The sequence below is a fragment of the Pseudodesulfovibrio aespoeensis Aspo-2 genome (assembly GCF_000176915.2).
In the GTDB taxonomy this organism is placed as follows: Bacteria; Desulfobacterota; Desulfovibrionia; order Desulfovibrionales; family Desulfovibrionaceae; genus Pseudodesulfovibrio; species Pseudodesulfovibrio aespoeensis.
In genome coordinates this window covers 830,670-854,388 of the sequence record NC_014844.1, presented here as the reverse complement: position 1 = coordinate 854,388, position 23,719 = coordinate 830,670, and the positions used below count along the sequence as shown (strand labels likewise).

The window sequence follows — 23,719 nt, the reverse complement described above, 5'->3', positions numbered from 1 at the left end:
GCTGACGGCAGCCCCCTGCGCCGCCATCAAGCCCGTCCTTGCCGTTTGCCCTTCCAGGCGGCGTAGCCCCACCAAGTTTTGAGAGGGGAGCCGGGGGAAAACTTTCCGTGTTCCCCAATTCCGCGACGTGTCTACTTCTGGAAATGATGATTGTCCTGAGGACGGGGTGCCACCCAATCGCCGCCCCAACTCCAACCTTGTTTCCTGAGATAGACCACCAGCGGGGAATCGCTGGTGAACACTCCAGGCTTTCCAGGCTCGTACACGGCTCCGGCTGGCTGACTCACGCCGTTAAGGATGTACGGATTGAGTTGCGGATTAATGTCGATGGCGCGGCCATAAGCATGTTTTGAAAGCACATCCTTGCCTGCTATGAGACGATAGTTGAACCCTGATGAATTGTTGGCCTGCATGCTTTTATCGTCACTCCAGTCAAATCTGGGAGACGAAATAGGGATAACCGAGTAAATTGGAAAACGGTGTTCTCGCGCCAGCCGAAAAAACTCCTGCACTTCATCAACAAGTTCCCGATGTACCAGGATTTGGCCCTGGTGCAGTTTTCCGTCAAGAGAAAAATAGTGAACCCTCACCAGTTCGAGCGATTCCATAATGTTTTTCGGCGCTGCCATGGGCATGTTTTGCACAGCCTCGGCAAAGGTCATATCCGAATCTACAATAGGCGTCTCTTCGGCAAATACCAGGGCACTGCCCAACACAACAGAGAGTGCTGCCAAGACGCACAACACTGTAAATTTTATAAAATTCTTCATCATATCAGCCTCCTGAGAGCATACGTATTTGCAAGATTCACCAAGAACCAGGGAGGACACAATACCTTATTCATCCTCCCGCCAAAACGAGCTTCATGCACTTGATATCATTTGTATATTCCTTTGTATATCCCACAAAAAGAGGTTTGGAAGAAAACCTTCTCAACTTTTACAATCATTGGTTGAGCTGGACTGCGCAAGGCCATGGCTCGAAGCGTCGAGGCGCATCGGCTGAAATGGGAGCGGGTCAACTCTGAGGAGCGCGCTGTGGAACTGAAGGCCTTCAAAAACAGGGACCGCAAGCCCGTACGCCAGAGGAACGGGACGCCATGACCATCTATAAGGCGCAAATCCCCCAGGTTGCCTGACGGATTCACACACGGCAGTGACACACAAACACCAACGGACTGTGGCCAGACAGCCGCAGTCCGTTGAAAAATGAAGGCAAGTACCGACAGTCCCACACAAGGTGGCGGCTGTCTCCACATGCTCTCCCCCCGGAACCCCTCACCCCACCCCGCTATCTGTGGTCGGCCAGTTGGCGGGCGGTGTCGCGGGCGATGTCGCGGTCTTTGAGGTCCTGCTTGCGGGAGTGGACGTTTTTGCCCTTGCCAAGGCCGATGAGCACCTTGATCTTGCCCCGGCTGAAGTACATTTTCATGGGGATGACGGTCAGGCCCTTTTGGTCCGACTTGGCCTTGAGCACGAGGATTTCCCGCTTGTGCAGGAGCAATTGGCGCGGCCTTTCGGGATCGTGCTGGTCATATTCGCCGGTCTTCTCGTAGGGCGCGATATGCACGCCCACCAGGAAGGCGGAGTGGTCGCGGAACTGGACATAGCCGTCCTTGAAGGCGACGTGGCCGCCGCGCAGGGATTTGACCTCGCTGCCGAGCAGGGAGATGCCCGCCTCAAAGGTTTCGAGGATATCGTAGAGGCGTCTGGCCTGCTTGTTGGTGCCGATGGTGTCCGGCGTGGTGGTCGATTTCTTTTTTGCCATGGGTGTTCGTCTGTTCCTTGGGGGAATGGCCCCCGGCCCGGTCGCGCGTGGCGGCGGGGGGTGCGCGTCTGGCCGTGGGGCGCGGCGGCGCGGGTATTGGGTCTAGGACGGCGATTCGTCGTTTTCGAGCAGGGACGAGAAGAACGTGACCTCGTCCGGAAAGGACTTGAAGATGTTGTCCATGACCAGTCCGTTGATGCGGCTGACGGTGCGGCATTCGAGCACCTTGCGCAGGAGCTTGCGGCAGTCGTGCATGTTGGTCTGGCGGATGATGCGCTTGATGCCTGGGATGGCCTGCGGGGTCAGGGAGATCGAGTCGATGCCCATGCCGAGCAGGATGGGCACGCAGAACGGGTCGCTCGCCACCTCGCCGCACAGGGAGACTTCTATGCCCGCCTGATGCGCGGCGTCAACCACCAGCTTGATGGTGCGCAGGGTGGCCGGGTGCAGCGGCTGGTAGAGGTAGGACACATGGTGGTTGGTCCTGTCCACGCCGATGGAGTACTGGATCAGATCATTGGTGCCAATGGAGAAGAAATCCACCTCGTGGGCCAGGAACTCGGCGATCATGGCAGCCGAGGGCAGCTCGATCATGATGCCGACAGGCATGTCCGGGTTGTAGTCCACGCCCTCGCGGCGCAGCTCGGCCTTGGCCTGGGCCAGCCACGCCTTGGCCTGACGCACCTCCTTGACCCCGGAGATCATGGGGAACATGAGCGAGACATTGCCGTAGGCCGAGGCGCGCAGGATGGCCCGCAGCTGGCTCTTGAAGAGCTGCGGGTTGCGCAGGCAGAAGCGGATGGCCCGAAGCCCCATGGCCGGGTTGGTCTCGTTGAGTTCGCCAAAGGCGGAGATGAACTTGTCCGCGCCGAGGTCCAGGGTGCGGAAGACCACCTTGCGCGGGGAGAGGATGGCGGCGAGGTCGATGTATTTTTCGGCCAGCTCGTCCTCGGTGGGCAGATCCTTGCGATTGAGGTAGGCGTACTCGGTGCGATAGAGGCCGACGCCCTCGGCCCCGTTGTCCAGCGCCGAGGCGATCTCCTCCACCAGCTCGATGTTGGCCAGCACCTGGACGCGGGAGCCGTCAAAGGTCTCGGCGGGCAGGTGGCAGCCGCGCTTGATCTTGCGGGTGTAGTCCTCGAAATAGGCGGCGCGCTCGTTGTAGTCCTCAAGCTCGGACTCGGTGGGGTTGACCACGATCTTGCCGGTCAGGCCGTCGATGATCACCAGGTCGCCGTCGTGCACGAAATCTTCGAGCCGCTCCACGCCCACCAGGGCCGGGATGCCCATGGAGCGGGCCATGATGCCTGTGTGCGAGGTCTTGCCGCCGCGCACCGTGGCAAAGCCCATGATCCGGCTGACCTGGATCTCCACGGTATCCGCCGGGGTCAGGTCGTGGGCCATGATGATGACCCGACCCGGTATGGCCGTCAGGTCGTTTTCACGCCCGATGAGCTTGGCCTGGACCTTGTCAGCCACCACGCGTACATCCTGCATCCGCTCGCGGATGTAGGGATCATGCACCGCGCCAAAGGCGACCTCCTGGTCGGACACGGCCTTTTCCAGCGCCCAGGCCGCGTTGAGGCCCAGAGAGCGGATGTACTCCCCGGCCACCCCGGAGAGCTTGGGATCCTTGAGCATGAGGATGTGGGTGTCGATGAGCAGGCCGTAGTCCTTGAGCTCGGCGGGCACCTGCTCGCGGATGGCGGAAAGCTCGGCCTCCACGGCGACAAAGGCGTCGTGCAGCCGCGCGGTCTCGCCCTCAACCGCCAGGGCGGCCACGGTGTGCCGCGGCAGATGCGCCTTGTGGTTGCGGTTGACGAAAAACGCCTTGCCGATGGCGATACCGGTGGCCACCGGAATGCCCGTGAGGATCTTTTCTGCCATCTAGTCGCTGAACCTTTGGTGAAACAGTCTCTCCAGGGCTTCGACAGCCTGGGCCGCGTCGTCGCCGCTGGCGCGGATTTCGAGGACATCCCCAGGCCCTGCGGCCAGGGTCAGCACGTCGAGGATGGACTTGGCGTCCACCTCCTGTCCATCAAGGACGATGCGTATATTCGCCGAAAACCCCTGGGCGCGCTGGGCGAGTTTCCCGGCGGGACGGGCGTGGAGCCCGTGCTCGTTGGCAACGACCACCTGCCGGGAGAGAAAATCGCCCTGTCCCTCGTCCATGCTCTGATTCGTCTCGGTCATGACCTACCTGCTCGTTAGACACATCTTTCTATGTCGAATTGTACCAATAATCACAAGCTCAAAAATCCCCGGATCATCTGCTCGAACCGGGGAAAAACCTCGATGCCCGCCACAAAGGCCGCCGCGGCCAGCACGCGCGACAGCAGCCCTGTGCGCACGAACCGGGCGAACAGCATCAGCGCGCCCGTCCCGGCCAGCCACTCCCACCAGTCAAAGGGGCGCGGCCAGATGAGCGCCCACAGCCACAGGAGCAGCCCGGCGTTGACATACTTGATCCGCCGCCCCCAGTTGATCAGATCCCATCGCTTGAGCCGCTCCAGGAACCGGAACCCCTGACGCGCGCCGCAGGCAAAGGTATACGCCCGGAACACCTGAAGCCCAATGAAAAAACAGATGCCCAGCGTCAGCGGCGCGGCGGTCTGGCCGGAAAGCAGCAGACAGATGGTCAACAGCGCCCAGAATATGAGCAGGCTCCCGGCAAAGACCGAGTCGCCCAGAGCGGACAGGGTGTAGGCCGTGGTGTCCTTGACCTTGGACAGCATGGCCGGGGGAAACCGCCCCGCTGCGACGGCCTTTTCCACATTGAGAAAGATGCCCACCAGACACGGCATCCAGAAGGGGTGGGACTGGAAGTGGCGCACATACCGTTTCAGGGCCGCCCGGTACTTTTTGGGATCGGTGTGGATGGCCGAAAGCCCTGGCTGCATGGCGTAGACCAGCCCGATGTTCTGCATGCCGCGCGTGTTGAACCCGGCCCCGGCCATGTAGCAGCGCATGAAGCTGCGCAGGTAGGCCATGACCAGCGTGTCTTCGCGTGGGCTTGCCGGGCTGCTCTCCTTCATCATCACACCATCCGTGCCGCCGGGCGGCTATCTTTGGCCCGGAAGCAGTCCGAGCCGGACCATGTACCGGGCGCAGGCCAGGGAGGCCGCGAGCTTGATGATGTCCCACACAATGAACGGCGCGACCCCGGCCAGCCACGCCTTGTGCCAGCTCATGGACAGGGCGAACTTGAGCCAGCCCGCGCCCATGGCATAGAGAACCAGCAGCGCGACCAGCCCGAAGCCGCCGCCGCGCACCCAGGGAACGGTCCCGTCCTGCTGCCGGGCCAGCCCGCACAGCCAGACCGCCGCCAGCCAGCCGAAGATGTACCCGCCGGTGGGACCGAACAAGTGGCCCAGGCCGGACCTGCCGCCCGCGAACACGGGCAGTCCCAAAGTCCCGGCCAGCAGATACAGCCCGACAGCCATGGCACCCCGCCGGGGTCCAAGCGCAAACCCGGTCAGAAAGACGAAGAACGGCTGCATGGAAACAGGCACAGGTCCGATGGGCACGATGAGGTACGCGCCCGCGCCGATGGTGGCGGCCAAGAGCGCGGTCCAGACAAGCTGGTGCAGATCGGTCAGGGAATCCTTGGGCATCTGTTTCCTGTCGGGTTAATTATCCATGATGCAGGGGTGCGGCATGTGACCCATTGCGCAGGGTTCCGGCCTCAGGCCCAGGGCGCGGATATCGGCGAGGTCGCGGTCCGCGTCGCCGCCGCGCACGGTCAGGTAATCGCCGATCATCAGGCCGCTGGCGCCCGAAGCGAGCAGTTCGCGCCCGCCCCCTGCCCCGTCCCCGGCGCCGAACACGGGCAGCCGCCCGCCGCAGATGCGGATGGCCGCGTCCGGCAGCAGGAAGCGGTAGACCCCGACGATCTTGAGCGCCTCCAGCGGCGCAAGCACCTCGCGCCCGGCCAGCGGAGTGCCGGGGATGGGCTGCAAAAAGTTGATCGGCACCGAGTCCACGCCAAGCGAGGCCAGGAGCAGGGCCAGCTCCACCCGGTCGTCCCAGCTCTCGCCCAGGCCGAAGATGCCGCCGGAGCAGACATGCAGCCCGGCCTGAATCCCGGCGCGCACGGCCCGCACGTCCTCGTCATAGGCGTGGCTGGTGCAGATGCTGGGAAAAAACGAAGCCGACGTCTCCAGGTTGTGATGATACCCCTGCAACCCGGCCCGCTGCAACGCCTGCAACTGCGCCCGGTCCAGGATGCCCGGCGACAGGTCCGGGGCCAGCCCCAGCCCGGCCACAAGCCCCACCGCCTCCACAAAGCCCTCAAAATCGCGCGCGGTCACGGTCTTGCCGCTGGCCACCACGCCGAACCGGCTCGCGCCGCGCGCCCTGGCCGCCTCGCCCGCAGCCGCGATGTCGCGGGCCGGGAGCAGCGGATGGCGCGGACCGTCTGCCGTGCTCCGGGACGACTGGGCGCAAAAGGCGCAGTCCTCGGAACACCCGCCGGACTTGGCATTGACAATGGCGCACAGCCCCACCTGGTCGCCGAACCGGGCCAGGCGCAGGGCATGGGCCAGCCGCGCCAGCTCCGGGACGCGGTCAAGCGGCAGATCCACCAGAAAACGGATGTCCGCATCGGCCAGGGACTTTCCGTCCAGAACCTTGCGGTATGCGGCATTCAGGCTCATTGGGGACACATGGTCGCATAGACCTCTTTGGCTGTCCAGCCAACGGCGCGCGCAGCCACCCGGCGGGCGATCTCCTTGGGCCTGCCGCCAGCCCCGCCCTCCTCGGCCACCAACTGCGCAAGCTCGGCCTCTCCTGTCCTGCCCCCAGCCGTGGCCGGTCCGATGATCACGGTCAGCTCGCCGCGCAGCTCCGGGTCGAGCCCGGTCAGGTCGCCCAGCCGACCGCGCAGGAACTCCTCATACTCCTTGGTCAACTCGCGGGCCACGCAGAATTCGCGGTCGCCCAGGATGTCGGCGGCGATCTCCAGCGTGCCCGCAAGGCGCGTCTTGCGCTCGAAAAAAATCAGGGTCGCCCCGGTGTCGCGATGGGCCAGAAAGAGCGCCTCGGTCTGGCTCTTCTTGCGCGGCGGGAACCCGAGGAAGGTATAGGGCAGCGGCGGCAGCCCGGATGCGGACAAGGCGGCCACAGGCGCGCTCGGCCCAGGCACCGGCGAGACCGCGATCCCGCGCTCGCGGCAGGCGCGCACCAGGGTGAAGCCGGGGTCTGACAGCAGCGGCGTCCCGGCATCCGAGATGAGGGCCACGGTCAGCCCCTCCTCAAGATATTCAAGCACCTTGGGCAGACGTTTGTCCTCGTTGTGCTCGAAAAAACTGACCAGTTTGCCATGCCGCTCAAGATTTAACCGCCTGAAGAGCAGCCCGGCCCGGCGGGTGTCCTCGGCCAGGATGATCTCCGCCCCGCCCAGAATCTGCCGGGCGCGCGGCGACAGATCGTCCGCATTGCCAAGGGGAGTGGCCACCACCCAGAGTTTTCCGGCCCCGCTCATAAGCGCATCCCCGTAAGATCGAAAGCGTTTTCAGTGTGCTCGACATCCATGGACACGCCCGTGTCCACCACGGCGGCCAGATCAAACCGGCACGGCTCGTCCCACAGCCCCTTGGCGCTCAGATAGCGCGCCGCCGCCTTGACCAGCCGCGCCCGCTTGGCCCGGCCCAGGCCGTCCGCCGGGGCGCTCATGGACCCGGCCACGCGCGTCTTGACCTCCACGAACACCAGCGTGTCGCCGTCGCGGCAGACCAGATCCAGCTCCCACTGGCGATACCGCCAGTTGCGGTCGAGCACGCGCATGCCCCGGCTCTCCAGATACCGGGCCGCGGCATCCTCGCCAAGATCGCCGCGCCACTTGGCGGGCGTGCGTTTGTCCAGCAATCCCATGGGGGGAGTGATAGCACAGGGGGGGGCGGGACGCCAGCGCAAGCCGGGGGGCTCCACGCCTTGCAACAGCCTTGGGCTCAGATCAAACGGCCCTGCCGCTGCACCGCAGGCTCGGGCCTGACGCCCCGGAACGTGAGCCGATGCATGGCGCATGGGCCGAGCCGGGCGACCGCCTCCATATGCTCTTTGGTGCCATAGCCCATGTGCCGCTCCAGTCCATACCCCGGATACCGGGCCGCCAGCTTGACCATCAGCCGGTCACGAAAGGTCTTGGCCAGCACCGAGGCCGCCGAGATGGCCGGGACAGAGCCGTCGCCGCCAATGACCCACTCCTGGCTCACGCCTAGCCCGAGGGCATGGGCCGGGATGATCTTGTTGCCGTCGATGCGCAGGAACCGCGGTGACAATTTCAGGGCGCGCACGGCCCGTCCCATGGCCAGGAAGGTGGCCTGGAGGATGTTGACCCGGTCGATCTCGCCCGGCCAGGAGAGGCCCACGGCCCAGGCCACGGCCTGGCTGCGGATGAGGGGGTACAGGGTTTCGCGTTTGGCGGCGGAGAGTTGTTTGGAGTCGTTGAGGCCAGGGAGGTCGTAGGTTTGGGGCAGGATGCATGCCCCGGCCACGACCGGGCCGGCGAGGCAGCCGCGGCCTGCTTCGTCCACACCGGCGATGGCGTCTGGAGGGAATGGGGGGTGGTTCATATGCAGGGATTCCTTGGGGTATGTCTGCCCGATTTGGTGGAAAAAGAGAAGAGGAAGAGGGAAGCGGAAGCCGCCTGCGGCGGATGAAGAGTCTGGGAGGATTTCGCTCCTCCGTCGCGACTTACTTTTGGGCCAAAGCGGCCAAAAGTAAGCAAAAACCGCTTTTTAAGAATCTGTGATCGGGTCTCCCGCACCGCGCGCCAGTAGCATCGGGCCGCTGGCGAAACAGTTGTCGGCGTCGAAGACTCCGCCTCCGCCGGGTTTCGCCCGTGACGCGGCCCGACGCAACTGGCGCTGCGACGCTCCCGCCCATTGCAGGGCTGACGTAAGTGAAACCCGTGATGTTGTGACCAGCTTGAATGAGAAGAATCAACGGCGCACGATTGCACCAAGTCCCACCCAGCCACGAACGCCGTTTTACCCTCTTTCGAGCGCCCCAGCCCTTAAGCCTCCTAAGGCTTAGAAGCTGACCAAGCGAGGGCTGCGGCTCTTCGAATCACGGAACCGCTTCGGCGACTTGATTCGGGAGCAGCCCCGATTGGATCAACTTCTTGGCCGTGGAGTGCAGGCGGCCAAGATAGCAAGGCCCTTTTCTTTGGTTACTTTTTTTTGGGCCAGCAAAAGAAAGTAACCCCGCCGGTGACCGAAGGGAATCCAGCGTCGCACGAAGTGCGCCTGCCCGAAGGGCAGAGAGACGCGAAGCGGCTCAAGCAGGGGAGGGCAATCAAAAAACAGGGAGGAGCACCAGCGACGGCTCTGACCTTTCTTCACCCCTTTGCCGCTCAAGGCGTTGTTGTAGGCGCAAACCGTGAAAGCCCGGAGCGCGTTGGCGCTCCGGGCTGGGGTGTCACTGATGCAGCGGGGGTGTTCCGGCGGGCCGGAGTTATTCCCAGATCTGCTTGGACTTGATGCGGGCGGCCTTACCGCGCAGGTTGCGCAGGTAGTAGATGCGGCTGCGGCGGACTTTGCCTTCGGAGACGATCTCGACGTTGTCGATAAACGGGGAGTTGGTGGGGAACACGCGCTCCACGCCCACGCCATCGGATATCTTGCGCACGGTGAAGGTGGCGTTGGTGGTACCCCGGCGACGACGCAGAACCGCACCCTGGAAGACCTGGATGCGCTCTTTTTCGCCCTCAACGATCCGGTAGTGGACCTTGATGGTGTCACCGGCCTTGAAGTCCGGGATGTCGAGACGGATGTGCTCGGATTCGATCTGCTTGATGATGTCCATGGTCATTCTCCTTGTGAACGGAAAATCTATTCTAGTATTCATCTGCCACGAGCCGGTCGACAATGATGGCGACTGCGCTCCTCACTGACAGATGGTTGTAATCGTCCAGATACCTGATCGGTCTGAGCACGCCCTCGGCCTTGCCCAGCACCTCTTCGGCCAGCCCGTGGCCTGTCCCGAAGACGAGTAAAACCGGCGATTTCTCAAGCCATTCCCGCAGGTTCCGGTATGTGAGCGCAGGCTCTGCGCCGGGCCTGCGATCCAGCCGCGCTGACGTGGCTGCGAGGCGGGGACATTGCCCTGTTTGCACCTCGATGTCAAGGACCGCCGCCTCGATATCGTCAAAAACCTTGACCTTGGAGAAGGCCTCGGCCCGGTCCGGGTTGGCGACGCTGCCCGCGCCCTCGCGCCAGTGGGTGAGGAGCTGCCCGGCCAGCGCCTTCTGATCCTCTATGGGCGTGGTGGCATAGAACCCGCCCAGGCCATAACTGCGGGCCACACGCGACATGTCGTGCAGGTCAAGGTTGGTCACGGACACGGCCACTTTTTCGCCGAACTTGTTGAGCACCGGGTAGTGGACCAGGGCGAGATAGAGATTGCGCCCCAGCCGGGTGCGCGGCAGGGAGCGCAGGTGATCCACGTCCTCCACGCTCAGCCGGGCCTCGGGCAGCAGGTCGGGCCGGTCGCCCAGGGTGGCTTCCAGCGACCGCTCGCGCCGCCATTGCTCGATCCTGGCATGGTCGCCGGTGCGCAGCACCTCGGGCACGGCCAGTCCCTCGAATTCGTCGGGCCGGGTATAGTGCGGGTATTCCAGCAGGCCTGAGGAAAAGCTCTCCTCGTCACCGGAATCGGCGTGGCCCATGAAGCCGGGCAGCAGCCGGGCCACGGCCTCGATGAGGCAGACAGCGCCCGCCTCGCCGCCGTTGAGCACGAAATCGCCCACACTGACCAGTTCGATGGGAAAAAGCTCAAGCAACCGCTCGTCGATGCCCTCGTAGCGGCCACAGATGAGGGTGATGTCGTCCTCGCTGGCCAGCTGGCGCACGCGGGCCTGGGTCAGGGGCTTGCCGCGCGGCGAGAGCATCAGGATGCGCCCTGGCGACGGGATGGAGGCCAGGGCCTTGACCATGGGGTCGAGCTTGAGGAGCATGCCGGGTCCGCCGCCAAAGGGACGGTCGTCCACGGATTTGTGGATGCCCCCGGCAAAGTGGCGCACGTCGATGTGGTTGAAGGTGACCAGACCGCCCTCCACACCCTTGCCCATGAGCCCGGACGAGAGCGGCGTCTCGAAATAGTGCGGAAAGATGGAGACGATGTGGAAGTTCATGAACCCTTGGCCCTTTTGCCACTCTTGGCGCGCTCCGGGCGAGCGGGCTTTGCCCTGGGCGGCTCGGGATTGAGGTAGAGGTCGAGCAGCCCGGCGGGCGGGTCGATGACGATGACCCCGGCGTCGAGGTCCACGTCAAGGACGAATTCCGGCACGGCGGGCAGCATGATCTCTGTCCCGGCCTCGTTGATGATGACCCAGGTGTCCTGTTCGCCGGTCTCGAAGAAGTGTTCGAGCACGCCCACGTCGGTCCCGTCCGCAAGGGTCACGCGGCAGCCCATGAGCTGGTAGAGGTAGTGCTCGCCCTCGTCCAGTTCGGGCAGGTCAGCCTCGCGCACCAGGACTTCGCGCCCGCGCAGGGCTTCGGCCTTGTCGCGGTCGTCCACGCCGTCGAGGGTAAGCAGCACCATCCCCTTGTGCTCGCGCCAGGAGCGCACGGCATGAGGGATCGGCGGCTTGCCCTTGTCCTGCAGGTAGAGGGCGGCCACGAGGCCGAAAAGCGACGGGGAGTCCGCATGGCTCTTGATGCAGATCTCCCCGCGAATTCCGTGCGGCCTGACCACCCCGCCCACGAGAATGAGTCCGGTCTGTCCCATGAATACTTTTTCCGCTGGTTGAGCGTCCCGGCGCGCCTTGCGCGTGGCGACGCGACCGGGCCATGTCGCGAAAAGCTCAAGCCCCGCGCCTCTGCGCCTTGGCCTTGAGCTTTTCCTGCGCCCCGCGACCGCATCGGCCAGCGGGGAACCATGATCGCAGCGCCCCGTGCGGGGCACCGGGCTCTATTCGAGAATTTCCAGGACCGAGCGTTTCTTGGCCTTGGTGGAGGCAGCCCCCAGCAGGGTGCGCATGGCGCGGGCTGTGCGGCCCTGCTTGCCGATCACCTTGCCGAGGTCTTCCTTGGCCACCTTCAGCTCGATCACCGAGGTCTGCTCGCCTTCCACTTCCGACACGCGCACTTCATCCGGGTTGTCCACCAGCGATTTGGCAATGTACTCGATCATCTCTTTCAGCATGACGTCATCCTCCGGGGTGGGCGCGTTGTCCCGCGCCCTGAACTTGAGCTGCCAAACGGAAAGCCGGACGAGAGAAGCACGGTGCTACTTGCCGGCATTCTTGAGCAGGGAACGAACGGTGTTGCTCGGCTCGGCGCCTTGCTTGAGCCACTTCTCGATCTTTTCCATGTCGAGGCTGACCTCGGCGGGCTCGACCATCGGATTGTAGTATCCGAGGTATTCAACGGGACGTCCGTCGCGGCGCACGGCGCTGTCGAGAGCCACCACGCGGTAGAAGGGACGCTTCTTGGCACCCATACGGGTCAGTCTGATTTTCATAGCCATGGTAATTATACCCCCAATAGTGTTTTAATACGTTTTTGCCTATTGCTTGGCAAGGTGATTATCCGTGGAAAGACGACGCCGTCTTTTTTTCCCTATTTCTTTTTCTTCTTCCGGTTCTGCTTGTTCAGCTTCTTTTTCTTGCGTTCCTTGAGCGTCTTCTTGGACACGGTGCGCTTGGCGGATTCGTCTTCCCCGCCCATGCCGGGCATACCGCCCATGCCCAGCGCGTCCATGCCGGGCATGCCGCCCAGGGCGCTCATGTCGGGCAGCTTGGGCAGGCCGAACTTGCCCTTTTTCTTGCCGCCGCCCATCATGGCCTGCATGACCTTGCTCATCTGCTTGAAATTCTTGATGAGCACGTTGACATCCATGACCTTGACCCCGGAGCCTTTGGCGATGCGCTCCTTGCGGCTCTGGTTGATGAGCGCGGGCTGGTGGCGCTCCTGCCGGGTCATGGAGGAGATGATGGCCTCGGTGCGCCGCATCTCGTCCTCGGGCAGGGTGTCCTTGCCGAGCTGCTTCATGATGTTGCCCATGCCGGGGATCATCTTGAGCAGCCCTTCCATGCTTCCGAGCTTCTTGATCTTGCGCATGTGGCCGAGGAAGTCCTCGAAGTCGAACTCCGCCTTGGCCATCTTCTCGGCCATGGCCTTGGCCTCGTCCTCGTTGATCTCGGACTGGGCCTTCTCGATGAGCGTCATCATGTCGCCCATGCCCAGGATGCGCGAGGCGATGCGGTCGGGATGGAAGAGCTCAAGCTCGGAGAGCTTCTCGCCCATGCCCACGAACTTGACCGGCCTGCCGGTCACGGACTTGATGGACAGGGCCGCGCCGCCGCGGGCGTCGCCATCCATCTTGGTCAGCACCACGCCGGTGATGCCGAGCTTGTTGTTGAAGGCCTCGGCCACGGTGACCGCGTCCTGCCCGGTCATGGCGTCGGCCACGAACAAAATTTCCTGGGGCGAGCACGCCTGCTTGATGTTCTCAAGCTCGTCCATGAGCGTCTCGTCGATATGCAGCCGGCCCGCAGTGTCGAAAAGGATCAGGTCGCAGCCCAGCTCCCCGGCCTTGGCCATGGCGTCGCGGCAGATGTCCACCGGGTTCATGCCGGTGGTGGACGGATACACGGGCACGTCGAGCTGGCGGGCCAGGGTGTTCAACTGGTCGATGGCCGCCGGGCGGTACACGTCCGCAGGCACGAGGTACGGCTTGCGGCCATGGTTCTTGCGCAAAAAGAGCGCGATCTTGCCCGACGAGGTGGTCTTGCCCGATCCCTGGAGACCGACCATCATCACCTTGAGCGGCTTGGCCACAAGGTCCAGCCCCTGCTGCTCGCCACCCAGAAGCTCGACCAACTCGTCATTGACGATCTTGATAATCTGCGCGCCGGGATCAAGGCCCTTCATGACCTCCTCGCCCAGGGCGCGCTCCTTCACCTGATCGACGAAGCCCTTGACCACCTTGAAGTTGACATCCGCCTCAAGGAGCGCAAGACGCACCTCGCGCAGTCCCTCCCTGATGTTGTCCTCATCAAGTCGTTTCTGGCCCTTGAATTTCTGAAAGGCGTTGCCAAGTCTCTCTTGCAGGCTCTCGAACAAGTGTTCTATCTCCCGAGTTTCCCTCGTTATCCAAGCACAAAAACCCCGTCCAGCGCGGGCAAAGAGGTGGTTTGTTAAGCCAGAATGGGGATATAGTCAAGCTTTGCCCGCCGATGGCGGATGGGCGTGAGGTGAGCCAGAGAAGCCCGATTCGATGGGTGGGCATCAAAAATGTACGGCGAAGATTGGTACGATCCTTATGATCCTTCTGACCTATATGATGAGTTTTGCAAATGGTTGGAAAGAAATGGTGGTCGGTGTTTTTTCCCTATCAGAGGCGACACGATTGAATCCTGTGAGTTTGAACAAACAACAAACCCTGTATACAAAAGCCTTGAACTCCCCTCCTGTCTTCAAGCGCGACTGCTAACCCAAATTCCTACAGACTACTCGGCGCAGTCCACGCAGTATTGGGTTTCGGGCATGGCCTTGAGCCGGGCCATGGGGATGGGCTTGCTGCAGTCGATGCACAGGCCGAAGTCCTCGTCGTCGTCCACGCGGCGCAAGGCCTCGCCCAGGCGGGCGAGGCGCACCCTGGTCTTGGAGAGCTGGGCCTCGGACACGGACTGGTTGACGATGTTGTCCATGCGCGAGATGCGGCCAATGGCGTTGTCCGGGGCCACGGGCACGAGCAGGGCTTCGAGCCGGGGAATCTCGGCCTTGAGGGCCTCGACCTCCTCGCTGGCGAACCGCTTGAAATCCTGTCTTTCCTTGTCTGTCATGACGGTAATGTCCTCAGCCTGCGCATGGCGTCTTCAAGTATCTTCATTTCCTTGGCAAAACAGAACCGGGCCAGGGTCTCGCCCGTGTCCCCCTGGTAGAAGGCCGAGCCGGGCACGCAGGCCACGCCGGTGCGCTCAAGCAGGTGCATGGCGCGCGCCTTGGCCGTGTCGCCGGGCAGGGTCGAAATGTCGGCCAGAGTATAGTAGGCCCCGGCAGGCACATGAGGCGTCAGCCCGATGTCGCGCAGGGTGGCGCAAAAGAGATCGCGCTTGCGCTGGTGATCCTTGGCCACGCCCTGGTAGTAGTCCGGCCCCAGCTCCTCAAGGCCGCGCGCCGCGCCCAGTTGCAGCGGGGCCGGAGCGCAGACATAGACCAGATCGCTGAAGTGGCCGATGGCCAGCGCCCACTCCGGGTCGCAGATGGCGTAACCGATGCGCCAGCCGGTGATGGCAAAGACCTTGGACAGACCGGAGATGGTGATGGTCCGCCGGGCCATGCCGGGCAAGGTGGCCGGGGCGATGTGCGCAAGCCCGTCGAAGACGAAGTTCTCGTATATCTCGTCGGTGAACACGAACAGGTCATGGGCCTGGGCGAAATCGGCCACCAGGGACAGCTCCTCGCGGCTGAACACCTTGCCCGCCGGGTTGGAGGGCGTGTTCAGGATGATGGCCCGCGTCCGGGGGGTGACCGCGCGCTCCAGGTCGGCGGCGGCAAACTCCCAGTTTGGCGGGGCCAGGGTGACGAAGACCGGCTTGATGCCCAGCGAGGCCAGGGTGACGATGTGATAGCCGTAGTACGGCTCGAAAACCATCACCTCGTCCCCTTCGTCGAGCAGGGCGAGGCAGGCGGAGTAGAATGCGCCCGTGGCCCCGGCAGAAACCACCACCTGCCCTTCGGGGTCCGCGTCCAGGCCGGTGTCCCGCAGCTGTCTGGCCGCGATGGCGCGGCGCAGCTCCACGCGCCCGTCAAAGCGGGTGTAGATGTTGCTGCCGCGCCGCATGGCCTCCTCGGCCCCGCGGATGACAGATTCGGGCACGGGCAGGTCGCACACGCCCTGGGCCAGGTTGATGCCGCCGACCTTGGCGCACTCGATGGACATGTTCCGTATCTCGGACTGGGCCACCAGGGGCCGTCGCCTGCTCACTCTCAATGACATCGTGTTTCATCCCGCGTTTGCTTTCATTCGGTCTGCTCAGGAACCCGGAACATACATGACTTCATTGCGGAGTAAAACCTTTGTGGCCGTTGGAGTCTCTCTGGACAGGTCCGGGCAGCCGCAATCTTTCACGGCAGTTGACGCCACCCCGCCAAACCCATATACAGTGCCGCATATCGCGCCTGCGGGCGCAAGGAGTGTCCCCATGCAACGCTGTCCCGCCCTGTGTCCGGGCATTGCCCTGAGCCTCCTCCTCCTGCTGGCTGCCGGACAGGCCCAGGCTGGCACATTGTCCGAAGAGGCCCGCCTCGTGGTCGAGGCTGCGGGCGGCCCCTTCACCGCCGACGAGTTCGAAAAGTTCCTGGCCGACCTGCCCACCATTCCGGAACTGACCGCCCTTGGCGCGGAAAACACGGAAGCCGGGGGCAACGCCATCCTGCCTGAGGAGGTGTTGGACACCATCAGGGATATGGGCTGGACCGAAGAGCGTTTCTTCTACATCTACAGCCACGCCGTGACCGTCCTGAGCCTGGACCAGATGAACCAGGCCATGGAGCAGATGCGGGCGCAGATGGCGGCCCTGCCCGAAGCCGAGAGACAGGCCATGGAGCAGGCCATGGACACCATGAGCGAGGCGCTGGGCGGCTCCATGAGCGCCCAGGTCCAGGCCCTCAAGGACGAAATCGACAGCGAGGTGCCTGCCTCGGAGCAGGCCCTGATCCTCAACAACGTGGACCAACTGCGCACCGCCCTGGGCATCCCCGACGAGTTGTAGGGGCCACCCCACAAGAGACGAAAAAGCCCGCTCAATGGCGGGCCTTTTTCTTGCGAAAAGAGTCTGTCGCCTAGTCGTCCATCTCGCGGGCAAGGGCCGCGATCTCCTCGCGGATGATCCGGGCGGCCTCGGCGGGCAGGAGATGGGCGATCTCTTCCCTGATGCGGGTTTCCAGCTCGGCCACGCGGGCTTCGAGCCGGGCGACCTTGTCCTGGAGCTCGGCCACGGATGCGGGAGCAGAACCGGGCACGGCTGCGGGCGCGGATGCCGATTCGGTGCGGACGTCGGCCAGCAGCTGGTCCACGTCCACGTCGTCGGACACGTCCACCCCGGCGTCTGGCGGCATGGCCTCGGCAGTGATCACGTCGCCCATGTCGCTTCCCATAATGTCCAGGTCGGAATCGTCCAGATCGGAGATGTCGGCATCGGGCAGATCGTCAAAATCGACTCCGCCGCCCCCGGTTTCGTCGGCGGAACCGGACACCACGCCAGAGACATCCACCTCGACGTTGTCGAGCAGGCTGTCCATGTCCTCAATGTCGTCCTCCAGGCTGTCCAGCCCGGTCAGATCGGAAACCCCGCCATGGTCCGCGCCCTCGGGCTCGTCCATGAGCAGGTCCAGCTCGTCCTCGGCCACGCTCTCCTCCACGGACAGATCGGTGTGCGCGTCCTCGGCCAGGGCCGCTTCCATCAGGTCTTGGGGAGCGGAAATGTCTCCATCCGCCACGGCAGAAAAATCTTCGGCCAGCATGTCGTCGGACAGGGTGTCGTCGGTCATGGCCTCTTCAAGCAGGGTATCGGACAGGGTGTCGTCGAGCAGCAGCACGTCGTCTTCGTCGTCGTCCGCGTCGGATTCAAGCACATCGGCGTCGGCCAGCGCATCGCCGTCCAGGCCCTGAGCCTCGTCGACTTCGGCCAGCAGGGCGTCGAGATCGGCCAAGTCATCGCCCTCGTCCAGTAGGTCGTCCAGTTCTATGACCTCATCGGCGTCAGATTCCGGTTCGGGCGCGTTATCCTCGGCTATATCGTCGAGCAGCGCGGCCATGTCGTCGTCCCCGGCGTCTTTTGCCGGGCCTTCGGAAAAGGGTTCGGCCACGTCGTCGAGGAGCATGGGGTCGTCCTCGTCGGTCAGATCGTCGAGCAGGAGCAGCGCCTCGTCATCACCAGCCAGATCGTCCATGCTTTCGTCGTCCTGAACCTCGGTGTTGCCGTCATTCTCCACGGTGACATATTCGTCGAGCACGATGGGCTCGTCGTCGCCTTCGTCCGCAGCGGCCCCTTCCTCCTCAAGGTCGTCGGAAAAAAGATCTTCCAGTTCCTGCTCGAAGTCCGCGTCGAGGGAATCCGGGTCAAGACCTTCGTTCTCGGGCTTTCCGGCGTTCAGCACGTCGTTGACATCGACGCTGTCGTCGGTCGGGGGAGGCGGGGGAGCCGGGGTCATGGATACCTCCGGAAGAGAATGTTTGCAAAAAGGGGAGCTGTCGCGGACAGCTCCCCTTGAGTTCGACTGTCAGACTACTTGTGGCAGTCCTTGCAGGCTACGGGAGCGGCCTTGCCGGCCTTCTTTTCCTTCTTGTGGCAGGACATGCAGGATGCATCGGAGTCCTTGCCATGGAAAGCCTGGTAGAAACCCTTGGGATCCTTCTTGGCTTCCTTGCTGTTGTCGACGTGACAGCCTTCAACGGCGCAGCCGGTGACGGCTTCCTTGGACTCGGACTTGTGGTGGCAGACCAGGCAGTCGATGCCGCCGTCAGCGTGCTTCTTGTGCGGGAAGACCACGGCGGGCTTGGTCATCGGGGAGCCTTCAGGGGCCTTCATGGTGACGCTGTCGGGAACCGCGGCGCCGGCAATCACTGCGGGCAGCGCGAAAATACAGACCAGAGCGCCAACCATAAGGCAGATCATCAGAGATTTTTTCATGTACCTACTTCCTCCTGTTGCATGAATAAGAAACCGTCACACTCTCTACTGTGCGGGATAAATAAGTATCCCCCCCCTGTCAAGCGGGGGATGCCATCGTAGACGCTTGGGTTTACCTGAAAAAGCCCCTGATAGGCAAGGGAGTTTTGACACTTCAGGCGTTATTGCCCATTTCGTACTTGCGATGATAGCCGCGCGGAGTCAGCATCCGGCCTCCCGCGATGCGGGTGGCGGAGTTGCCCACCAGGAGCACGGTCTGCATGTCCACCAGACCGGTGTCCACCGCGCCGAGGGTGGTCACCAGCACGCTCTGCCCCGGCCTGTTGGCCCGGCCCACCACGCCCACCGGGGTTCCGGGAGCACGGCTGCCGCCGATGACGGCCAGGGCGCGCGTCAGGTGATCATCCCGCTTTTTTGAGCGCGGGTTGTAGATGGCGATGACGAAATCCGCCTCGGCAGCCAGCTTAAGCCGCTTCTCGATGACCTCCCACGGGGTGAGCAGGTCGCTCAGGCTGACAGAGGCGAAATCATGCATCAGCGGCGCGCCGAGCAATGCGGCGGCGGCGGCAAAGGCGGGCACGCCCGGCACCACCGAGAACGCCACCGCGTCCAGCAGCCCCTCGACCTCAAGGATTTCCAGCAGCAGCCCGGCCATGGCGTAGATGCCCGCGTCGCCGCTGCAGACCATGACCGTGCGGCGGCCTGACCGGGCCGAGGCCACCGCCATCCTGGCCCGCTCCACCTCGCCCATCATGCCCGTGGACACGACCTCCTTGCCCGCGAGCAGCCCAGGCGGCACCAGCTCGATGTATCCCTTGTACCCGGCCACCACATCGGCCTGGGCAATGGCCTGGCGGGCCGCCGGGGTCAGCAGGCTCTCGTCGCCCGGTCCGAGGCTCACGGCTGTCAGCATGATTCGCTCCTTGCCACGGCCAGCGTGACGTTTTCCGTCTTGGTCTTCTCCATCACCAGCGGGCCGCCCCCGGCCAGCAGCATGGCTGCGGCCTCGGCCACCGACGAGACGCCCATGCGTTGCTCGACCGCAGGCGACGGGTTGGGTACGTCCACCGCGCCCAGCCGGTCGGCGTCATAGAATTTCGGCACCACGCCCAGCCCCTCTGCCGCCTCGAGCAATCCCGCCTCGTGGCGCTTGGCCACGATGCTGCCCAGGCCGCCGATGCTCAGGAACGACAGGCCCGCAGCCCGGAACGAGTCGCGCACATGGGCCGAAATATCCTGCCCGCTCACGCCCCGGCGACAGCCCAGGCCGAGCATGAGCACGCGCGGATAGAGGCGCAGCGCCTCCTGGTCCGGGCAGTCCCTGCGCCAGGATATCCAGACGCCGGGCGCATTGTGTCGCCATGCGGCGGGATCGTCCACCAGGAGGAAATGTTTCGGATCTTCTGTCCGCAGATACCCGCCGGGATCGTACAACTGCACGGCCTCGCCGCGCAGCAGGGCCGCGTTGACCGTCTTGACCCGCTTGAGGTTGCCGATGGCCATGTTGCGCTCGCGGGCCAGCAGGTCGAGCGAGGGCAGCCCGGCGCAGTCCGTGGCCGTGGTGATGACCGCCTGCCCCCCGGTGATGGCCGCGCAGCGGGAGGCCAGCTCGTTGGCCCCGCCCAGGTGGCCCGAGAGCAGGCTGACAGCGAACCGCCCGTCCTGGTCCAGGCAGACCACGGCAGGGTCCGTGTCCTTGCCCTGCAGGTGCGGCGCGATGCAGCGCACCGCGATGCCCGCCGCGGCCACGAACACGTGGCCGCCAAAGCTGTGGAACTGCGCACCCACCAGATGGGGCAGCGACTCGAAGGGGACATCGCGGCCTTGGGCGAGCCGGGCCGTGGCAAAGAGGGTGCCACCCGTCTCGCGGGCGATGCGCGCGGCCAGGGGGTATCCCTGCCCGGTCAGGGCGTAGACGGCGATGTGCAGCGATTCAGGCATGGCCCGTGCTCCCTGGTCCCTGCCCGGCTGGCGGCAGGCTGGACAGACAATGGAACGACCGCGCCGCCAGCTTCCGGCAAGCCCGGCTAGAACCGGACCTTGCGGGCCGCGTCAAGGGTCGTGGCAAAGTCCTCGTCCGTGTGGGCGAACGAGGTGAAGGCGCACTCGAACCCGGCGGGCGCGAGGTAAATCCCCTGGGCCAGCATCTGCTGCCAGAAGGTGGCGTAGGCCTTGGAGTCGCACTTGCCGGACTCGATCATGTTGGTCACCGGCCCCTGGGAAAAATACATGGTAAAGGCCGAGGCAATGGCGTTGAGGGTCACGGCCTGCCCCTTGGACTCCATGATGGCGGCCAGCTCGCGGGCAAAGGCCAGGGTGCGGGCTTCGAGCGCGGGATAGTCGCACTCCCCAAGCCGCTTGAGAGTGGCCAGCCCCGCGGCCATGGCCACGGGGTTGCCGGACAGGGTTCCAGCCTGGAACACGCCGCCCACCGGGGCCATATGCTCCATGATCGTGCGGCTGCCGCCGTAGCAGCCCACCGGGAACCCGCCGCCGATGATCTTGCCCAGCGTGGTCAGGTCGGGCTTGATGCCGAACCGCTCCTGCGCCCCGCCCGGAGCGAGACGGAAGCCGGTGATGACCTCGTCGAAGATGAGCAGCGCGCCATGCTCGGTGCACAGGTCGCGCAGCCCCTCGAGAAAGCCGTCCGCAGGCAGGACCAGCCCCATGTTGCCCGCCGCAGGCTCGACGATGACGCAGGCGATCTCGGAACCGCTGGCCGCGAAATGGGCGCGCACGGCGTCGAGGTCGTTGTAGTGGGCCAGCAGGGTGTGCCGGACGATCTCCTCGGGTACGCCGGGCGTGCCGGGCACCGTGGCCGCCGCGCTGCCCGCCGCGGCCAGGAAGGAGTCGGCGTGGCCGTGGTAGTTGCCGATGAACTTGACGAACTTGCTGCGGCCAGTAAAACCCCGCGCCAGCCGCAGGGCGGACATGGTGGCCTCGGTGCCGGACGAGACCATGCGCATCATCTCCATGGACGGGACGAGCCTGGAAATCTCCTCGGCCAGGGTTATCTCGCCCAGGCAGGGCGCGCCGTAGCTGGACCCCTTGTCCACGGCCCGGTGGGCGGCCTCGGTCACGGCAGGGTCCTGGTGGCCCAGGATCATCGGCCCCCAGCTCAGCACATAGTCGATGTATTCGCGCCCTTCCACGTCCCACATGCGCGCGCCCTTGGCGCGGTCGATGAAGACCGGCTCGGCGTTGACGTAGCGGCAGGCGCGCAGCGGCGAGTTGACCCCGCCGGGCATGAGGGTCAGGGCCTTGGCGTACAGGGCTTTGGAATCCATGAGCGGCTCCTATTTGAAATAGACCATCGAGGTCTTCTTGAGTTCCTTGAGGGACTTGAGCGTGCAGTGGTCGTCGATGCCGGTGATCGCCGCCAACTCGGCCACCACCTCGTCGGTCTGGCCGGGCCGCTCGCCGTGGATCATGGTGTAGACGTTGTAGGTCCACTCCGGGTAGGTGCGGCGGATGTAGCAGTGGCTGATCTCGGGCCGGGCGGCGAATATCTCGCCCACGGCCTCGGTGCGCTCCACGGGCACGCGCCAGGCGACCATGGCGTTGTGGCTGTAGCCCGCCTTCTGGTGCCGCAGGGTGGCCCCGAAACGGCGGATGATCCTGCGCCCCTTGAGGTCGGTCAACAGGTCGATGACGGTCTGCTCGTCCACGCCCGCCTTTTCGGCGATGGTCAGGAACGGCTGCTCAGTGTCCGGCAGGTCGGCGCCAGCCAGGGCCAGAATCCGCGCTTGGGTCTCGGTAAAGTGTATTGCCATGGCAGTGGTCTATACCCGCCCGCGCCACAGGATGCAACCGTGGCAAACAGCGGACGGGCAATCCGACGCTTGCGGCACACCACCATTCGCCTGCCGAGTCCCACCAGGGGCTTGCCACGAACGGCGGGCGCACGTATGCTTGTCGCTTGCTGACGCATCAAAGGAGATTTCCATGAAAATTGCCGTACTCGGCGCAGGAGCCTGGGGCACCACCCTGGCCGACATGCTGGCCCGAAACGGGGTGCGGACCACCCTGTGGGCGCGCGAGCCAGAGGTCGTCGCCGCCATCCTCAAGGATGGAGAAAACACCACTTTCCTCCCCGGAGTCAGGCTGAGCAACGCCCTGACCGTGGAGTCCGACCCAAAGACCGCTTTTGCCGGGGCCGACTATTTCCTGCTGGTCATCCCCAGCCAGTTCATCCGCCCGGCCCTGGTCGGCTTTCGCGACCTCCTGCCCGACAACCCGGTCATGGTCTGCGCCTCCAAGGGCATCGAGCTTGAGACCCTGGCCCCCATGAGCCGCGTGGTGGCCCAGGCGCTCGACGGCAAACACCCCCGCTACGCCTCGCTCTCCGGCCCGTCCTTTGCCGCCGAGGTGAGCGCGGGCATGCCCACCACCGTGTCCCTTGGCTGCGAGGACCACGAACTGGGCCGCGAGTTGCAGGCCGCCTTTTCCACCCCGGCCTTCCGCGTCTATTTCACCCCCGACTATCGCGGCGTGGAGCTGGGCGGCGCGGTCAAGAACGTCATCGCCATTGCCGCGGGCATCTCCGACGGCCTGGGCTTTGGCCACGACGCCAGGGCCGCGCTCATCACCCGCGGGCTGGCAGAGATGAGCCGCCTGGGGCAGGCCATGGGCGGCCAGGAACGCACCTTCATGGGCCTCTCGGGCATGGGCGACCTGGTGCTCACCTGCACCGGCGACCTCTCGCGCAACCGGCAGGTGGGCCTCAAGCTCGGCCAGGGGTTGCGCCTTGACGCCATCATCGGCCAGATGAAGGCCGTGGCCGAGGGCGTCAAGACAACCAAGGCCCTGCACCAACTGGCCCACAAGCTCGGCGTGGATCTGCCCATCACCGCAGAGGTCCACGCCATCCTCTATGAAGACAAGGACCCGGCCCGTGCGGTCAAGGACCTCATGAGCCGCGAACTCAAGGACGAATAACCGCCGAAAGGATTCCCCATGCATCACCCCATGCGCCACCCCATGCGCTCCCTGTGTCTGACCGCTGCGCTCGGAGCCGCCCTGCTCAGTGCCCTGCTGGCCGCCTCGCTCCTGACGGGCTGCTCCAAGCAGTGGGAGAATCCCGATATCAAGGACTCAGCCGAGGCCAAGAGCCGGTTCGACACGGATTCGCGCGCCTGCGACGTGATCGCCGGGGAACAATACCCCCTGAGCAAGGACAAGCAGTACAAGGTCTACAGCCAGTGCATGAATGATCGGGGCTGGGTCATCCGCGATGGCGAATTCCGCTTCAGCACCGGCACCCCAAAAAAATAGTGGCATGCCCGGCCAGACGGCCCACTGAAAAGCATC

General features: G+C 64.3%; 27 protein-coding genes. 3 read left to right on the top strand and 24 right to left on the bottom strand.

From position 1 onward, the window contains the following. Positions 1-131: 131 nt before the first annotated feature. From DAES_RS03855 to DAES_RS03770, 18 genes are all read right to left on the bottom strand, one after another. Positions 132-773, bottom strand: a complete 642-nt coding sequence (locus tag DAES_RS03855; protein ID WP_013513724.1) for a M15 family metallopeptidase — start codon at positions 771-773, stop codon at positions 132-134. Positions 774-1,290: 517 nt separating this feature from the next. After that, positions 1,291-1,767 (bottom strand): SsrA-binding protein SmpB, encoded by a 477-nt coding sequence (gene smpB, locus DAES_RS03850; RefSeq protein ID WP_013513723.1) that lies wholly within the window; start codon positions 1,765-1,767, stop codon positions 1,291-1,293. 102 nt (positions 1,768-1,869) lie between these two features. After that, entirely contained in the window at positions 1,870-3,654 is a 1,785-nt protein-coding gene (gene ptsP, locus DAES_RS03845; protein ID WP_013513722.1) for a phosphoenolpyruvate--protein phosphotransferase, read from the bottom strand. Further along, positions 3,655-3,960 carry an HPr family phosphocarrier protein gene (locus DAES_RS03840; protein ID WP_013513721.1) on the bottom strand — a complete coding sequence of 102 codons (306 nt, stop codon included), beginning with the start codon at positions 3,958-3,960 and terminating at the stop codon, positions 3,655-3,657. It lies immediately after the preceding gene. A 50-nt stretch (positions 3,961-4,010) separates the two neighbouring features. After that, positions 4,011-4,805, bottom strand: coding sequence for a PTS system mannose/fructose/sorbose family transporter subunit IID (locus DAES_RS03835; protein WP_013513720.1), 795 nt, complete (start codon positions 4,803-4,805; stop codon positions 4,011-4,013). Between the two features lie 24 nt (positions 4,806-4,829). Continuing rightward, complete coding sequence (locus DAES_RS03830; protein ID WP_013513719.1) at positions 4,830-5,381, bottom strand: biotin transporter BioY; 552 nt, start codon at positions 5,379-5,381, stop codon at positions 4,830-4,832. 15 nt (positions 5,382-5,396) lie between these two features. After that, positions 5,397-6,422, bottom strand: coding sequence for a biotin synthase BioB (gene bioB, locus DAES_RS03825; RefSeq protein WP_013513718.1), 1,026 nt, complete (start codon positions 6,420-6,422; stop codon positions 5,397-5,399). Further along, on the bottom strand, positions 6,419-7,249 hold the full coding sequence (rsmI, locus tag DAES_RS03820) for a 16S rRNA (cytidine(1402)-2'-O)-methyltransferase (protein ID WP_013513717.1): 831 nt from the start codon (positions 7,247-7,249) through the stop codon (positions 6,419-6,421). Before rsmI ends, bioB begins: the two co-directional genes overlap by 4 nt. Then, positions 7,246-7,638 carry a YraN family protein gene (locus DAES_RS03815; protein ID WP_013513716.1) on the bottom strand — a complete coding sequence of 131 codons (393 nt, stop codon included), beginning with the start codon at positions 7,636-7,638 and terminating at the stop codon, positions 7,246-7,248. Before DAES_RS03815 ends, rsmI begins: the two co-directional genes overlap by 4 nt. A gap of 77 nt (positions 7,639-7,715) precedes the next feature. Next, positions 7,716-8,339 carry a ribonuclease HII gene (locus DAES_RS03810; protein WP_013513715.1) on the bottom strand — a complete coding sequence of 208 codons (624 nt, stop codon included), beginning with the start codon at positions 8,337-8,339 and terminating at the stop codon, positions 7,716-7,718. Positions 8,340-9,222: 883 nt separating this feature from the next. After that, the gene (rplS, locus tag DAES_RS03805; protein ID WP_013513714.1) at positions 9,223-9,573 is read right to left on the bottom strand and encodes a 50S ribosomal protein L19; all 351 of its coding nucleotides are present in this window, start codon (positions 9,571-9,573) and stop codon (positions 9,223-9,225) included. A gap of 31 nt (positions 9,574-9,604) precedes the next feature. Continuing rightward, the gene (trmD, locus tag DAES_RS03800; RefSeq protein ID WP_013513713.1) at positions 9,605-10,900 is read right to left on the bottom strand and encodes a tRNA (guanosine(37)-N1)-methyltransferase TrmD; all 1,296 of its coding nucleotides are present in this window, start codon (positions 10,898-10,900) and stop codon (positions 9,605-9,607) included. After that, positions 10,897-11,496, bottom strand: coding sequence for a ribosome maturation factor RimM (rimM, locus tag DAES_RS03795; protein ID WP_013513712.1), 600 nt, complete (start codon positions 11,494-11,496; stop codon positions 10,897-10,899). The genes trmD and rimM overlap by 4 nt, the downstream gene beginning before the upstream one ends. Before the next feature lie 183 nt (positions 11,497-11,679). Continuing rightward, positions 11,680-11,913, bottom strand: a complete 234-nt coding sequence (locus DAES_RS03790) for a KH domain-containing protein (RefSeq protein ID WP_013513711.1) — start codon at positions 11,911-11,913, stop codon at positions 11,680-11,682. An 84-nt stretch (positions 11,914-11,997) separates the two neighbouring features. Beyond that, complete coding sequence (gene rpsP / locus DAES_RS03785) at positions 11,998-12,237, bottom strand: 30S ribosomal protein S16 (RefSeq protein WP_013513710.1); 240 nt, start codon at positions 12,235-12,237, stop codon at positions 11,998-12,000. Positions 12,238-12,329: 92 nt separating this feature from the next. Then, positions 12,330-13,835, bottom strand: coding sequence for a signal recognition particle protein (gene ffh, locus DAES_RS03780; protein ID WP_013513709.1), 1,506 nt, complete (start codon positions 13,833-13,835; stop codon positions 12,330-12,332). Between the two features lie 386 nt (positions 13,836-14,221). After that, positions 14,222-14,557 carry a TraR/DksA family transcriptional regulator gene (locus DAES_RS03775; RefSeq protein ID WP_013513708.1) on the bottom strand — a complete coding sequence of 112 codons (336 nt, stop codon included), beginning with the start codon at positions 14,555-14,557 and terminating at the stop codon, positions 14,222-14,224. After that, positions 14,554-15,702, bottom strand: a complete 1,149-nt coding sequence (locus DAES_RS03770; protein ID WP_236608455.1) for a pyridoxal phosphate-dependent aminotransferase — start codon at positions 15,700-15,702, stop codon at positions 14,554-14,556. The genes DAES_RS03775 and DAES_RS03770 overlap by 4 nt, the downstream gene beginning before the upstream one ends. 217 nt (positions 15,703-15,919) lie before the next feature. On the opposite strand from DAES_RS03770, the gene DAES_RS03765 reads away from it, so the two are divergent. Next, positions 15,920-16,489, top strand: coding sequence for a hypothetical protein (locus DAES_RS03765; protein ID WP_013513706.1), 570 nt, complete (start codon positions 15,920-15,922; stop codon positions 16,487-16,489). Positions 16,490-16,559: 70 nt separating this feature from the next. On the opposite strand, the gene DAES_RS03760 is transcribed toward DAES_RS03765, so the two are convergent. The 6 genes from DAES_RS03760 to ahbB form a co-directional block, all read right to left on the bottom strand. Continuing rightward, a complete protein-coding gene (locus DAES_RS03760) occupies positions 16,560-17,930 on the bottom strand; it encodes a hypothetical protein (protein WP_013513705.1) in 1,371 nt (456 codons plus the stop codon). A gap of 74 nt (positions 17,931-18,004) precedes the next feature. Continuing rightward, complete coding sequence (locus DAES_RS03755; protein WP_013513704.1) at positions 18,005-18,409, bottom strand: cytochrome c3 family protein; 405 nt, start codon at positions 18,407-18,409, stop codon at positions 18,005-18,007. A 154-nt stretch (positions 18,410-18,563) separates the two neighbouring features. Further along, complete coding sequence (cobJ, locus tag DAES_RS03750; RefSeq protein ID WP_013513703.1) at positions 18,564-19,322, bottom strand: precorrin-3B C(17)-methyltransferase; 759 nt, start codon at positions 19,320-19,322, stop codon at positions 18,564-18,566. Further along, complete coding sequence (locus DAES_RS03745) at positions 19,316-20,350, bottom strand: cobalt-precorrin 5A hydrolase (protein WP_013513702.1); 1,035 nt, start codon at positions 20,348-20,350, stop codon at positions 19,316-19,318. The genes cobJ and DAES_RS03745 overlap by 7 nt, the downstream gene beginning before the upstream one ends. A gap of 86 nt (positions 20,351-20,436) precedes the next feature. After that, entirely contained in the window at positions 20,437-21,696 is a 1,260-nt protein-coding gene (gene hemL, locus DAES_RS03740) for a glutamate-1-semialdehyde 2,1-aminomutase (RefSeq protein WP_013513701.1), read from the bottom strand. 9 nt (positions 21,697-21,705) lie between these two features. Continuing rightward, a complete protein-coding gene (ahbB, locus tag DAES_RS03735; RefSeq protein ID WP_013513700.1) occupies positions 21,706-22,182 on the bottom strand; it encodes a siroheme decarboxylase subunit beta in 477 nt (158 codons plus the stop codon). A gap of 172 nt (positions 22,183-22,354) precedes the next feature. Between ahbB and DAES_RS03730 the strand changes: the two genes are divergently transcribed. Both DAES_RS03730 and DAES_RS03725 read left to right on the top strand, forming a co-directional pair. Beyond that, positions 22,355-23,347: an NAD(P)H-dependent glycerol-3-phosphate dehydrogenase gene (locus DAES_RS03730; protein ID WP_013513699.1), complete on the top strand. Its 993-nt coding sequence runs from the start codon at positions 22,355-22,357 to the stop codon at positions 23,345-23,347. A gap of 18 nt (positions 23,348-23,365) precedes the next feature. Beyond that, a complete protein-coding gene (locus DAES_RS03725; RefSeq protein WP_013513698.1) occupies positions 23,366-23,683 on the top strand; it encodes a hypothetical protein in 318 nt (105 codons plus the stop codon). The last annotated feature ends 36 nt before the right edge of the window (positions 23,684-23,719 follow it).

Coding starts and splice junctions, on each gene's coding strand:
- DAES_RS03855 (WP_013513724.1), bottom strand. CDS start 773: ATGATGAAGAATTTTATAAAATTTACAGTGTTGTGCGTCTTGGCAGCA.
- smpB (WP_013513723.1), bottom strand. CDS start 1,767: ATGGCAAAAAAGAAATCGACCACCACGCCGGACACCATCGGCACCAAC.
- ptsP (WP_013513722.1), bottom strand. CDS start 3,654: ATGGCAGAAAAGATCCTCACGGGCATTCCGGTGGCCACCGGTATCGCC.
- DAES_RS03840 (WP_013513721.1), bottom strand. CDS start 3,960: ATGACCGAGACGAATCAGAGCATGGACGAGGGACAGGGCGATTTTCTC.
- DAES_RS03835 (WP_013513720.1), bottom strand. CDS start 4,805: ATGATGAAGGAGAGCAGCCCGGCAAGCCCACGCGAAGACACGCTGGTC.
- DAES_RS03830 (WP_013513719.1), bottom strand. CDS start 5,381: ATGCCCAAGGATTCCCTGACCGATCTGCACCAGCTTGTCTGGACCGCG.
- bioB (WP_013513718.1), bottom strand. CDS start 6,422: ATGAGCCTGAATGCCGCATACCGCAAGGTTCTGGACGGAAAGTCCCTG.
- rsmI (WP_013513717.1), bottom strand. CDS start 7,249: ATGAGCGGGGCCGGAAAACTCTGGGTGGTGGCCACTCCCCTTGGCAAT.
- DAES_RS03815 (WP_013513716.1), bottom strand. CDS start 7,638: ATGGGATTGCTGGACAAACGCACGCCCGCCAAGTGGCGCGGCGATCTT.
- DAES_RS03810 (WP_013513715.1), bottom strand. CDS start 8,339: ATGAACCACCCCCCATTCCCTCCAGACGCCATCGCCGGTGTGGACGAA.
- rplS (WP_013513714.1), bottom strand. CDS start 9,573: ATGGACATCATCAAGCAGATCGAATCCGAGCACATCCGTCTCGACATC.
- trmD (WP_013513713.1), bottom strand. CDS start 10,900: ATGAACTTCCACATCGTCTCCATCTTTCCGCACTATTTCGAGACGCCG.
- rimM (WP_013513712.1), bottom strand. CDS start 11,496: ATGGGACAGACCGGACTCATTCTCGTGGGCGGGGTGGTCAGGCCGCAC.
- DAES_RS03790 (WP_013513711.1), bottom strand. CDS start 11,913: ATGCTGAAAGAGATGATCGAGTACATTGCCAAATCGCTGGTGGACAAC.
- rpsP (WP_013513710.1), bottom strand. CDS start 12,237: ATGGCTATGAAAATCAGACTGACCCGTATGGGTGCCAAGAAGCGTCCC.
- DAES_RS03775 (WP_013513708.1), bottom strand. CDS start 14,557: ATGACAGACAAGGAAAGACAGGATTTCAAGCGGTTCGCCAGCGAGGAG.
- DAES_RS03765 (WP_013513706.1), top strand. CDS start 15,920: ATGCAACGCTGTCCCGCCCTGTGTCCGGGCATTGCCCTGAGCCTCCTC.
- DAES_RS03760 (WP_013513705.1), bottom strand. CDS start 17,930: ATGACCCCGGCTCCCCCGCCTCCCCCGACCGACGACAGCGTCGATGTC.
- DAES_RS03755 (WP_013513704.1), bottom strand. CDS start 18,409: ATGAAAAAATCTCTGATGATCTGCCTTATGGTTGGCGCTCTGGTCTGT.
- cobJ (WP_013513703.1), bottom strand. CDS start 19,322: ATGCTGACAGCCGTGAGCCTCGGACCGGGCGACGAGAGCCTGCTGACC.
- DAES_RS03745 (WP_013513702.1), bottom strand. CDS start 20,350: ATGCCTGAATCGCTGCACATCGCCGTCTACGCCCTGACCGGGCAGGGA.
- hemL (WP_013513701.1), bottom strand. CDS start 21,696: ATGGATTCCAAAGCCCTGTACGCCAAGGCCCTGACCCTCATGCCCGGC.
- ahbB (WP_013513700.1), bottom strand. CDS start 22,182: ATGGCAATACACTTTACCGAGACCCAAGCGCGGATTCTGGCCCTGGCT.
- DAES_RS03730 (WP_013513699.1), top strand. CDS start 22,355: ATGAAAATTGCCGTACTCGGCGCAGGAGCCTGGGGCACCACCCTGGCC.
- DAES_RS03725 (WP_013513698.1), top strand. CDS start 23,366: ATGCATCACCCCATGCGCCACCCCATGCGCTCCCTGTGTCTGACCGCT.